Raw genomic sequence first — 13173 nt, 5'->3', positions numbered from 1 at the left:
GCAAATTGGATAGCGCCAATAACATAAAACCGCCAAATGGCGGTTTTATGTTTGATATCGTTTTAGCTTAGCCAACAAGCGTTAAGCTATATCGATACCTAGCTTATTATAGTCCGGCATCAGCACGGAGAATCTCAGCTTTATCTGTCGCTTCCCAAGGGAATATATCGCGACCAAAATGGCCATAAGCTGCAGTTTGTTGATAGATAGGACGCGCCAAATCTAGCATTGCGGTTAAACCATAAGGACGTAGCTCAAAGTGTTGACGGATCAATTTGATCAACACTTCTTCAGACACTTTACCAGTACCGAATGTTTCGATACTGATAGATGTTGGCTCTGCAACACCAATAGCATAAGACACTTGTAGCTCACAGCGATCAGCAAGACCTGCAGCAACAATATTCTTAGCCACATAACGTGCAGCATAAGCTGCGCTACGGTCTACTTTCGATGGGTCTTTACCAGAGAATGCACCGCCACCATGGCGCGCCATTCCGCCGTAAGTATCAACGATAATCTTACGTCCTGTTAAACCACAATCACCAACAGGTCCACCAATAACAAAGCGACCAGTAGGGTTGATAAAGTATTTAGTGTCTTTGTTTAACCATTGTGCAGGTAATACAGGCTTAATGATGGTTTCCATTACGGCTTCAATCAAATCTGCTTGTGTTACGTCTTCACGATGTTGAGTTGACAATACAATCGCATCGATACCGATGATTTTGCCATCGTCATATGCAAAGGTTACTTGGCTTTTTGCATCTGGACGCAACCAAGGTAAAGTGCCGTCTTTACGCACTTCTGACTGACGCTTAACTAGCTTATGAGCGTAAGTGATAGGTGCAGGCATTAATACGTCGGTTTCATTGCTGGCATAGCCAAACATTAAGCCCTGATCGCCAGCGCCTTGTTCAGCAGGATCTGAGCGGTCAACGCCTTGATTGATGTCTGGTGACTGTTTGCCTATGGCATTAAGTACCGCACATGAATCAGCATCAAAACCCATATCTGAATTGGTGTAACCGATTTCGCGGACGGTTTTACGGGTAATTTCTTCAATGTCTACCCAAGCAGAAGTGGTGACTTCACCGCCCACTAATACCATTCCGGTTTTAACATACGTTTCGCACGCAACACGAGCCTTTGGATCTTGCTCAAGTATTGCGTCTAATACCGCATCAGAAATCTGATCGGCGATTTTATCTGGATGACCTTCTGAGACCGACTCAGAGGTAAACAAGTGCTTTGCCATAATAGGAAAATCTCGTTGGTTGCATTTGAATATACGTCTAGACGTCTATTTTAGTCGAAATCTAATTTGATAACACCCCTTAATACGAATTTAAGCAGATAATTGTGCAGTAGTGCATGAATATTTTTTACTCTCTATGAGTGTGTTTAGCTAATGGGTTAATTAAACTTCTGATTAAATTAAGTTTTAATCATTTTTTTTGGTCTGCTTTAAACACTTTGGTGCCATTAATTGAACAATATTAAGGATGATTATGAGGTATTAAGTGTTGAGACAAGTTGACGTTTTACTTACACAGCACTGTTTTCTAAGCTGACTGTCAATAAATAATTACTCAGTATGTAGATGTTCATTACGGGGCTTTTTGCATGTTATCTACCCAATAAACATCAGCGGCAAGACGACCTTAATAGGTAAAAGTGAGCTTATTACTGACTAAAAATGTAATGAGAGAAATTTTAATTTGCGTCACATCGCCTTGTAGGGGAAAATATGGCTTCACAATTGCCCGCTAGACCTTACAAACAAGCAGGAGAGAGCATGTCATCTCGTAAAGTACTCGCTAACGCTATTCGCGCCTTAAGTATGGATGCGGTTCAAAAAGCCAATTCTGGTCATCCAGGTGCCCCAATGGGTATGGCTGATATCGCCGAAGTGCTATGGAATGATTTTCTAAAGCACAATCCAACTAATCCTAACTGGGTCGATCGCGATCGTTTTGTTCTGTCAAACGGTCATGGCTCTATGCTTATCTACTCTTTATTGCATTTATCAGGCTATGAGTTGCCGATTGAAGAGTTAAAGCAATTCCGTCAATTACATTCAAAAACACCTGGTCATCCTGAGTATGGTTATACTCCAGGTGTTGAAACCACCACCGGTCCTTTAGGCGCAGGTTTGAGCAATGCTGTTGGTATGGCGATTGCCGAAAAAACCTTAGCGGCTCAGTTTAACCGTCCAGGTCACGATATTGTTGATCATTTTACCTACTGTTTCTTAGGTGATGGCTGTTTAATGGAAGGTATTTCTCACGAAGCCAGTTCATTAGCCGGCACATTAGGCCTAGGTAAGTTAGTGGCATTTTGGGATGACAACGGTATTTCTATCGATGGTCATGTTGAAGGTTGGTTCACTGATGATACGCCTAAGCGCTTTGAAGCTTATGGCTGGCATGTTATTGCTGATGTTGATGGTCATAATCCTGATGCCATCCGTGCAGCAATTGAACAAGCTAAATCTGTCACCGATAAGCCATCGATGATTTGCTGTAAAACCATTATTGGTTTTGGTTCTCCGAACAAATCGGGCAGCCATGATTGTCATGGTGCACCATTAGGTGATGCTGAAATTGCAGCCGCTCGTGAGTTCTTAAACTGGCCACACGCTCCTTTTGAAATCCCATCTGATGTTTATGCTGGTTGGGATGCCAAACACAAAGGTGAGGCGAATGAGTCATTATGGAATGACAAGTTTGCTGCATATCAAGCTGCGTTCCCAGAACTTGCTGCAGAATATGATCGCCGTGTTTTAAAGGGTGATTTACCTGCTGATTTTGAAGCAAAAGCACAAGCCTTTATCCAAGAAAGCCAAGATAAAGCCGAAGGTATTGCGAGCCGTAAAGCGTCTCAAAATGCGATTGGTTTCTTTGGTGCTATGTTGCCAGAATTACTTGGCGGTAGCGCAGACTTAGCCGGTTCTAACTTAACGCTTTGGTCTGGCTCAAAAGGTATTCAAGACGATCCTGCTGGTAACTACATCTATTACGGTGTACGTGAATTCGGTATGAGCGGCATTATGAACGGTGCGTCGTTGCATGGTGGTTTTATTAACTACGGCGCTACCTTCATGATGTTTATGGAATACGCGCGTAACGCAGTACGTATGTCAGCATTAATGGGTATTCAAAACATTTTCGTTTATACCCATGACTCTATCGGTCAAGGCGAAGATGGTCCAACGCATCAGCCGATTGAGCAATTAGCTAACCTACGTTTAACGCCAAATATGGCAGTATGGCGTCCATGTGATGCAGCAGAAACGGCTGTTTCATGGAAGGCGGCAATTGAGCGCCGTGATGCACCAACATCATTAGTTTTCAGTCGTCAGGGTCTTAAGGCTCAAGCGCGTACTGCGGAGCAATTAGCTAACGTTGCTAAAGGCGGTTATGTACTGTCTGATTGTCAAGGCACTGCTGATGTGATCTTAATTGCAACCGGTAGCGAAGTGCAATTAGCCATGGATTCAGCCGCTGAGTTAAGCAAACTCGGCCAGAAAGTGCGCGTGGTTTCTATGCCTTCTACGACAGAGTTTGATAAGCAAGATGCTGCTTACAAAGAATCTGTGTTACCAAAAGGTGTCACTAAGCGTGTTGCTATTGAAGCTGCGCATACTGATTTCTGGTACAAATACATTGGTTTTGAGGGCGGTGTTGTTGGCATGACGACCTTCGGTGAGTCAGCTCCTGGTGGTGATTTACTTAAGCATTTCGGCTTCACTGTTGATAATGTAGTAAAAACTGTCCAATCTTTAGGATAATCATCTGAGATTAAACACTTATCTATTAAGTGTTTAATCTGTATAATAACGGCTTGCAATATGATTGCAGGCCGTTTTTTTATGTCTTTTATTCACGTAAAATAATATATGCTAAATCACTTATATTTCAGTATTTTATCATGGTTGATTAAATAATAAGTGCCTAGGTTAATTACTCTGGACCCTAAATGATTCGAGTTGCAATTAATGGTTATGGCCGGATTGGCCGCTCAATACTTCGTGCCTTGTATGAGTCAGGAAAACGTCAACAGATCCAAATTGTGGCAATCAATGAGTTGGCAAAGCCAGAAGCCATTTGTCATTTAACCCAGTATGACACTACTCATGGTCGTTTTAAGCATACCGTTAAGCTAAAGGATGATCAGTTACTGATTGGTGACGACAGTATTTTGTTGCTCAATCAAGCAGATGCTAAGTTACTACCTTGGGCTGAACTTGATATTGATATCGTCTATGAGGCCACAGGCAGTTTAATCGACCGTCAAGCTTGCGAGGCACACATTCACGCTGGCGCTAAACAAGTACTTATTAGCCATCCTTCTTCTGCAGATGTTGATGCCACTATTGTGTATGGCGTTAATCATGATTTGTTACGCCCAGAGCATAGTGTTATTTCTAACGCTTCTTGCACCACTAATTGTATTGTTCCAGTCATCGATGTTCTCGATAAGCATTTTGAAGTCAAAAGTGGTGCTATTACTACAATTCACTCGGCGATGAATGATCAGCAGGTTATTGATGCTTACCATGATGATCTGCGCAGAACACGCGCCGCAGGTCAGTCTATTATTCCGGTTGACACTAAATTAGCTCGCGGTATTGAACGTATTCTGCCGCACATGAAAGATAAGTTTGAAGCCATTTCTGTGCGAGTACCAACCATAAATGTGACCGCGATCGACTTATCTGTCACGCTTGAGAAAAAAGTTAATATTGAACAGATTAACAGTGTGTTACAACGTGCCTCAAACGGCAGTTTTAATGGTATTTTAGGCTATACTGACGAGCCGTTGGTATCGTGCGACTTTAACCATGATCCCCGTTCAAGTATTGTTGATGGTACTCAAACTCGTGTCAGCGCAGGCCACTTGGTCAAATTATTATTATGGTGCGACAACGAATGGGGTTTTGCTAACCGCATGTTAGATACCAGTTTAGCGATGATCCAAGCAAAACTGGACCAATAACCTTAATCACATTTTGAGTAATGGGTATTAACCGATTACACAGTAAAAATTTTGTTTTAACTTAAAAAGGAAAGGCTAATTATGGCAATTATAAACATGACAGATTTAGATCTACAAAATAAGCGCGTGCTTATTCGCGAAGATTTAAACGTGCCTGTCAGTGACGGTGTGGTGACCAGTGATGCGCGTTTACGTGCGTCATTACCAACAATTCAACTCGCATTAAAGAAAGGCGCTGCCGTAATGGTAATGTCGCATTTAGGTCGCCCAACAGAAGGCGAGTTTAATTCTGAGTATTCAATGCAACCGGTAGTGGACTATCTAGTTAAAGCACTTGATTGCTCAGTGCGTCTGGTCAGTGACTACCTTGATGGCGTTGACGTTAATGTTGGTGAAGTTGTGGTATTTGAAAACGTTCGCTTCAATGTGGGCGAAGGCAAAAACGATGACACATTAGCGAAGAAAATGGCGGCATTATGCGACGTGTATGTCATGGATGCTTTCGGTACCGCTCACCGTGCCCAGGCTTCTACTCATGGTGTTGGTGTGTATGCTCCTGTTGCTTGTGCCGGTCCGTTATTGGCCCAAGAATTAGATGCATTAGGCAAAGCACTGGATAATCCTGCCCGTCCAATGGTGGCGATAGTGGGTGGCTCTAAAGTATCGACCAAATTAACTGTCCTTGAAAGCTTATCGACCAAAGTTGACCAGTTAGTCGTCGGCGGCGGTATCGCCAATACTTTTATTGCTGCAGCAGGTTATAAAGTGGGTAAGTCACTGTATGAGGCTGATTTAGTTGAAGAGGCTAAACGTCTTGTGGCTAACGCTCGAAGCCGTGGTGGTGATATTCCTGTACCAACCGATGTGGTTGTTGCCAGTGAATTTAGCCCGACAGCGGCCGCGACACTGAAATCTGTCAGTGATGTTACTGACAGCGATATGATTTTCGATATTGGTCCAGACAGTGCTGAAGCCCTGGCTAAGATAATTGAGCAAGCTGGTACCATAGTCTGGAATGGTCCTGTGGGCGTGTTTGAATTCGATCAATTTGGTGAAGGTACTAAGCGTATTGCTGAGGCCATTGCTAATTCAAAAGCATTTTCTATTGCCGGCGGTGGTGACACTCTAGCGGCAGTGGATAAATACAATATTGCCGACAAAGTATCTTATATTTCAACCGGCGGTGGTGCTTTCCTTGAGTTTTTAGAAGGCAAAGAACTTCCCGCAGTAGCAATGCTTGAAAAGCGTGGCGCTTAGTCCACACCAAGTATTGATGCCGTAAAACCAAATAATAACTATAAAAAAACTGCTCTACCACAGTGGTTGTTTAGCTGTGGTAGAGTAAAAAATCCGTCCAAACGATAGTGACCTAGGTGAGTAATCACCCTATTATTGGAGAACAAAAAATGGCTCTTATCTCTCTACGACAACTGCTCGACCACGCTGCAGAGCATGGTTATGGCGTCCCTGCTTTTAACGTGAATAACCTTGAGCAAATGCGTGCAATTATGCAAGCGGCTGAAGCGACCGACAGCCCTGTGATTGTTCAGGCTTCTGCTGGTGCACGTAAATATGCTCGCCCACAATTTTTAAAATATTTAATGGCAGCGGCACTTGAGCAGTATCCTGATATCCCGGTGTGTATTCATCAAGATCACGGTACTGATCCTGACATTTGTCAGCGTTCAATTCAGTTAGGCATGTCATCAGTTATGATGGATGGCTCGCTAATGGCTGATGGTAAAACACCTGCGTCATACGATTACAACGTTGATGTCACTCGCCGTACTGTGGCATTTGCCCATGCTTGTGGTGTGTCTGTTGAAGGTGAAATTGGCTGTTTAGGCAGTTTAGAAACTGGCCAAGCTGGCGAAGAAGACGGTGTCGGGGCTTCGGGCATTCTTAGCATGGACCAAATGTTAACAACGCCAGAAGAAGCTGCGCGTTTTGTTGCCGATACTCATGTTGATGCATTAGCCATTGCCATTGGTACTAGCCATGGTGCGTACAAGTTTAGCCGTAAACCTACTGGCGATGTGTTACGTATCGACCGTATTAAAGAAATTCATGCGCGTATCCCTAACACGCATTTAGTCATGCACGGTTCATCTTCAGTTCCGCAAGAATGGCTGAAAATCATTAACCAATACGGTGGTGAAATTCCAGAAACGTACGGCGTACCGCTGGAAGAAATCGTTGAAGGTATTAAGCACGGTGTGCGTAAAGTGAACATTGATACCGATTTACGTTTAGCATCAACGGGTGCTGTGCGTAAATTCTTGGCTGAACATCCAGCAGAATTTGATCCACGTAAATTCTTGAAAGCATCAATGGAAGCGATGGCTGACATTTGTACTACTCGTTATGAAGCATTTGGTTGTGCAGGTATGGGCTCTAAAATTAAGCCTAAGTCACTGCAAGCAATGTATAAAGCTTATCAATCTGGCGAACTTGATCCTAAAATCATGTAAACCTATTAACGCTAGCATAATAAATCAGCTCATTTTTTGAATGGGCTGATTTTTTTTGTAACTAAATAACGAAAAGTGTTGTTTTTTTAAACGTTATCCAGCATTATCCTCGCCTTAAAAATTGACGCTAAAACGTCATCATTTACCCATACAGTCCAAATCTATTAGCCCACTTTATAGTTGAATTAATTCTATGCTTGTTAAGCCTAATGCCCCGTTATCGCTATTTTCATTGACTTGGCCATTATTTGTTGATTTTGCTTTACACTTTTTAACTGCCGCAATTAACACCTTTATGATAAGCCATGTGTCTTATCAAGGTGTGGCGGCGTTGTCCGTTGGTAACATGGTATTTGAACTGGCAATTACGTTATTTAGTTTCGTCAGTATCGGTGCCAGTGTGGTCATTACCCAGTATTTAGGTTCGCAAAATAAAGCTGCTGCAAGTGCCGTAGTGTATTCATCCATTGGCTTTAATTTTTTAGTTGGCTTGGTCGCTGCGATAGGTATTTTATCCGGTTCAACCATGATGTTGAATTTAATGAATTTACCAGCAGAGCTTATGGCCGATGGTAAGTTGTATCTCCAGATTGTTGGTTTATGTTTAATTCCTGAGGCGATGGCCATGTGCTTAGCGGCGGGAATGCGGGCACATGGTTTTACTCAGCAAGCCATGTGGGTGACGTTATCGATGAACATCATCACTTTTATTGGTAACTTACTATTACTTTATGGTTGGTTTGGTTTGCCACAAATGGGTGTCGCTGGTGTGGCTATTAGTACCGTGGCTGGACGACTCGTAGGTGTGAGCATTATGATGCTATTGTTTGTGCGTTACACAAAAATCCCATTGCACTTGCCGAGTATTTTGCGCCCCAATAAAGCCATGCTGAAAAAGGTGTTTCACATTGGTTTACCTGCCGCGGGCGAAAACGTCTCGTGGATGTTGCAATTTATGGTCGTCACCTCATTTGTTGGCTTAATGGGCGATAAAGCCTTAGCTGCGCAATCGTTGTATTTTCAAATCTGTATGTTTATTTTATTGTTCGGCTTATCTATCGGTATCGGTAATGAAATTATTATTGGCCATATGGTAGGGGCTAAGCAATTAAAAGCCGCAGAGCAGCAAATGTATCGAGCATTAAAGTTAGGCCTGATTGTGACCAGTATTGTGGCTTTATTCGCCGCAATATGGGGACCCACTCTTGTTGCTTTATTTACGGATGAGCAAGATATTATTGTGCTGGTGGGGCAGTTATTTGTGATCACACTCATCATGGAACCGGGTAGAACCTTTAACTTAGTGGTGATTAATGCCTTAAGGGCCAGTGGTGACGCCAAATTTCCTTTTTTCATGGGAGTGTTTTCCATGTGGTGTATTGCTGTGCCTGGTGCTTATTATCTTGGTATTCACCTTGAGTTTGGCTTGCTGGGCATTTGGGCTGCTTTAGCGTTGGATGAATGGGTTAGGGGATTAGCCATGCTATGGCGCTGGCGAAGTGGTCGTTGGCACAATAAGAGCCTAGTGGCCTAATGCTTGAGACAAGACTATTTTTTCAATTTTGTGATCAAAGTGGTAATATGCGTGGAAATTTTAGACATACACCCTCCATTAGATTTTTGTAAATTGTAAATATAGGACGAAATGACATGAAAAAACTGCTAATTGCTGCAGCTATTACACTAACCATGCCATTTGCAGCACATGCTGGAAGTGAGTTTGTTGAAGGCGATGCGACTTTGGCTGGTGAGGCTGAAGTAGGTGCCACATTAACGACAGGTAACACTGATACTTCTTCGTTTAAAGCGCGCTTAGCGTTAAAGCAAGAATTGGGTAACTGGGAAAATCAGTATGTGTTAGAAGGACTGTACAAAGAAGACACTAAAGAAGTGACTGCAAAGCGTTATTTTCTTGGGGTGCAAGGTAACTACCAGATTAATGATGTGAGCTATATGTTTGCTAACACAAACTATGAAGTGGATCCATTTACGGGTTACGATTTAACGTCTACCACGTCTGCCGGTTATGGTCATCGCTTTATCGATACTGACAGAATGTCTTTAAAAGCAGAGGCTGGTCCTGGTTATATTTACCAACAACTTGATGAAGAATCATCACTTGCTGAAGGTTACGATAGCCAAGACAGTATTATTGCTCACGCAGTTATCGATTTCCAAACTAAGATCAGCGACTCATCTAAGTTCCAGCAGAAATTTATTGCCGATTGGGGGTCTAAATTAGATGCTCGTTCTGAAACATCACTGACTGCCAATATTATTGGCGCATTAGCGATGAAGTTTGCCGTTATTGTTCGTTATAACAGTGAACCGCTTGATGATAAAGAAAGCACCGATACTGAAACAAACATGACATTACTTTATGCATTCTAAGTTAATGTTCAAGCGACATTAATACGGGTAACGTTTAGAAAAAGCTGGCTTTGCCAGCTTTTTTTATGCTCGTTTGAAATGGTGTCATATCATCAGTCTTGATACTTAATGCGACCTTGCATGTCTCAATATGTTAGTACTATTCTATAGGCTACCTATTATTGGTTCGACTTCTTGATCCCATCTCTCAATCTGGATTTTGCCATAGCTCCAATGCGGTAATTTAGTCCTTTCTACATTCATTATCGTGCAATTAAACCTCGCGCAAAAAAAACGCTATATTCGCGGACTGGTTCACGAATTAGTTATATTATCCGCAGGATAGTCGACTTAGCAGCCATTAGGTTCTCAGTTTGAGAGTATACTTTTTGTATCGGTCGATACACTGGAACAGTGCGATGCAAATAGGATGTTGTTGGTTCGACAGTACGCAACGATTATTGATAAATCAGACCTCCGCTGTGCAGTGGCACTTAAATGATCGCGAGTATTGGGTCGTGAGTCAATTAGTCCAGCATCGTGGTCAAGTCGTGCCGCTATCTATACTTGAAGCTGTGGCGATTTCAGCTGACAGCCCTCAGCCACTATCTCAAGTTGAGCTGCTAGAAATTATCGATAAAATCACTGATTATTTGTGTAACAACCATAGCAATCTTATTGAGTATGTACCTGATCAAGGCGTTATTTTATATGCTTTTGCAAGCGCCAAACACACCAAGATATTTGAGCAACCTAATAAGCTATTATCTGTAGGCCAGTATCTGTTTATTATTGTCATTCTATTAAGTGTATTGTTATTTGTTTACTCTAAACTTAACCCTCCAGAGCTTACTCAAGCTGATGTAGTACAGCAAATATTGGCCTCAGATGGTCGTATTGTTCAGCTGTTTGTATTTGGTAATAATAATCCGCAAGATGCGCAATTACATGCGGATTGTTTATCTTCGCAATTACGCTTATGTCATCATATCCGCTGGGACTCCATCAATATGACATTATCATCTAATCAGCATTACGTTAGTTTTACCTTGGGTGACTCCACAGCAGAAATACCATTAGTGAATAGCATTAAAGTGAATGTTGATAATATGAGTGTGCCATTTATCACTCAAGAATGGCTATTAAAGGTGGCCATTTGTGGCTAGATCATCGAATCGATTGGCACGCATTAAGATGCGCAGGTTGCTGCAGTCAAAACGCGGTAAACTTGTTTTTGTACTAAGTATTGTATTAATGATTTTTCTTATCACCAGTGTGGTTAATCGTATTGCCAATACTCATACGGTTTGGCATTTTGATTGCTATGCCGACAGTTATTTCAGTCATCAAGGAGAATCGTCATTAAAGGTTGATAAAAGTAATTTATGGTTGAGCTTAGACATTGATCACCATCAAGCTAAACTGATTTACAAGATTGAGTCATCGGTCCATGGTACTGAAATAGCCCAGCTAGTCGGTAAGGTTGACCATGTGGATATGGGCTCATTCACATATCATTTAAGATTAACTCTTCAGCCCACACTTTGGCAAACTAGCAGTCGATTAAAGCCCTATTTACACAATGAATTTGGCATTATGGCCTCTCAAAAAATAGAGGGGGTTAGCATTGCTCAGCAAGTACAGGTGATTGACTTAGATAATTCATTAACCAGTGCAACACTTAAATTTCTTCCCAGCAATAACGTTTGGTCTTGCCAGTTAAGATCGCCCGATACCGCTCACTGATTTTCATTGAATAAATTAACTTTTAGCTTAATATTGCCTTTGCGGTATAGTAGCTAAGCGTTAATGAAAAAAGGTGTGTGAAATATATAGTGGCAAAAGTTAAAGTAAAACAAGAAGAAGCGTTATCAATTAAGTTCAGTCATCAAATGGGCCCCGGTGATCAGCGGGTATTTGACCTGTATTTTTATTTGCCTACAGAAATGGGTATTGGTTCGCATACCTTAGATGAAGAGGACTATTATCATAGTAGTATCCTTGGACGTCGCTCTTATTATTCTAAAGGGCTACATCTACCCTTAGTCCAGTCTCGTTTTGTTAGTTTAAACAAGCGTACCTTAGAAGAGTTTCGCTTGTATCTTAATTTATTTGCTTACCAATTTGCCGTTGCTATTGAAACGGATGTCAAAGAATTACAACAAAAAGTCGATCCTAATGAGTTTTATCCAGCCTTGGATGAGCTTTGCGATGTTGTGACTCAATTACTGAAAAAGTTTCGTCGCAATGCTCCGAGTGATCCTAAGTGGAAATCGTATTTTGAGCATGCCGATAATTATTTATCTTGGTTTTGTGAGCAGCAGTTATTAAAGACACTGGCGCGAAGCCCCAGAAGTGCTGATTTTAGTGATGTTAAAGACAAGGTATTAAATGCATGTCGAGGTGAGAATCACTATAGAGAGCAAGAGTGCAAATACAATTCTGTGCAAACTCAGCTAGATGCTAATCGAATTTCCAATAAAATGCTCTTGTTAAGACGCTTAATCCAACAAGGTGTGGTGTTAAAAGAAGAGTTAAAACCCTTAGGTGTCGGTCTCAAAAAATTTGTTACTGGAGTCGCTACTGGGATGGTGATGTTGGTGGTGTCGGCATTGATTATTAAAGCCCAAGGTTTTTTTAATGAATTAACCATGACCCTATTGTTAACATTAGCGGTAATTTATGGTTTCAGGGAAATATTTAAAGAGGATTTTCGTAATGCGATGTGGCGTTACATCCAACGTGGCCGTCCAAGATGGAGCCGTATTTTACGTGATACCACTACTCAAACTGTAGTTGCTAAGCAGTTAGTTTGGCTCGAATTTATGCGTAGTCAAGATATTCCCAAAGCGGTTTCGGATATCATGAGGCAACGTCACAGTCAGAATAAAGTCGACTCAGAAGTGCTGCATTATCGCATTGCGACTAAGGTGACAAATAAGCCTTTTGAGGCCGATTATTCGCAAATACAAGAACAAGTGAACTTCAGCTTAGTTCCTTTTGCCCGTCATCTAGAGCGAGGCAAAGCCAAAATATACTCAGAAAGTGAAGGTAATATTAGTAATGAGTCTGTTGAACGTCGTTATCAAGTTAACCTGGTTGCTGTGCTCCGTGATGGCAAGGAACAACCTGAATATGCTCGTTTTAAAGTGACCATGAACCGTTCAAGTATTGTGGAAATTAATGAAAGTAAACTGCCTGATAATGTTCAACCTTTCAGATTAGAGTCTGACGAAGTCCTTCCTGAAGTCGTTAGCCCTGCGCAGTCGCACAGTTAAGTTACTCAGGAATAAGGCCATTGATGTCCCATTTCCTGGTACGTTATCAAGGT

General features: G+C 41.8%; 10 protein-coding genes. 9 read left to right on the top strand and 1 reads right to left on the bottom strand.

Translation table 11 applies throughout. From position 1 onward, the window contains the following. Nucleotides 1-106: 106 nt before the first annotated feature. Nucleotides 107-1258: a methionine adenosyltransferase gene (gene metK, locus H5123_RS00140; RefSeq protein ID WP_124018039.1), complete on the bottom strand. Its 1152-nt coding sequence runs from the start codon at nt 1256-1258 to the stop codon at nt 107-109. A 540-nt stretch (nt 1259-1798) separates the two neighbouring features. Here metK and tkt point away from each other — a divergent pair. The 9 genes from tkt to H5123_RS00095 all read left to right on the top strand — a co-directional run bounded on the left by tkt (nt 1799) and on the right by H5123_RS00095 (nt 13120). Continuing rightward, on the top strand, nt 1799-3793 hold the full coding sequence (tkt, locus tag H5123_RS00135; RefSeq protein WP_124018038.1) for a transketolase: 1995 nt from the start codon (nt 1799-1801) through the stop codon (nt 3791-3793). Nucleotides 3794-3981: 188 nt separating this feature from the next. Next, nucleotides 3982-5001: an erythrose-4-phosphate dehydrogenase gene (epd, locus tag H5123_RS00130; RefSeq protein ID WP_182696657.1), complete on the top strand. Its 1020-nt coding sequence runs from the start codon at nt 3982-3984 to the stop codon at nt 4999-5001. 81 nt (nt 5002-5082) lie between these two features. Then, a complete protein-coding gene (locus H5123_RS00125; RefSeq protein ID WP_182696656.1) occupies nt 5083-6258 on the top strand; it encodes a phosphoglycerate kinase in 1176 nt (391 codons plus the stop codon). A 149-nt stretch (nt 6259-6407) separates the two neighbouring features. Then, the gene (fba, locus tag H5123_RS00120) at nt 6408-7472 is read left to right on the top strand and encodes a class II fructose-bisphosphate aldolase (protein ID WP_124018035.1); all 1065 of its coding nucleotides are present in this window, start codon (nt 6408-6410) and stop codon (nt 7470-7472) included. 193 nt (nt 7473-7665) lie between these two features. After that, nucleotides 7666-9006 (top strand): MATE family efflux transporter, encoded by a 1341-nt coding sequence (locus H5123_RS00115; protein ID WP_124018034.1) that lies wholly within the window; start codon nt 7666-7668, stop codon nt 9004-9006. A 116-nt stretch (nt 9007-9122) separates the two neighbouring features. Continuing rightward, the gene (locus tag H5123_RS00110; protein ID WP_124018033.1) at nt 9123-9863 is read left to right on the top strand and encodes a DUF481 domain-containing protein; all 741 of its coding nucleotides are present in this window, start codon (nt 9123-9125) and stop codon (nt 9861-9863) included. A gap of 398 nt (nt 9864-10261) precedes the next feature. Beyond that, the gene (locus tag H5123_RS00105) at nt 10262-11008 is read left to right on the top strand and encodes a hypothetical protein (RefSeq protein ID WP_220487505.1); all 747 of its coding nucleotides are present in this window, start codon (nt 10262-10264) and stop codon (nt 11006-11008) included. Continuing rightward, entirely contained in the window at nt 11001-11588 is a 588-nt protein-coding gene (locus H5123_RS00100; protein WP_182696655.1) for a hypothetical protein, read from the top strand. Before H5123_RS00105 ends, H5123_RS00100 begins: the two co-directional genes overlap by 8 nt. 89 nt (nt 11589-11677) lie before the next feature. Then, complete coding sequence (locus H5123_RS00095) at nt 11678-13120, top strand: hypothetical protein (RefSeq protein WP_182696654.1); 1443 nt, start codon at nt 11678-11680, stop codon at nt 13118-13120. Nucleotides 13121-13173 lie beyond the last annotated feature (53 nt).

It is taken from the genome of Shewanella sp. SR43-4, assembly GCF_014163845.1.
Taxonomy (GTDB): Bacteria; Pseudomonadota; Gammaproteobacteria; order Enterobacterales; family Shewanellaceae; genus Shewanella; species Shewanella vesiculosa.
This window is presented reverse-complemented; position numbering and strand designations above follow the sequence as displayed.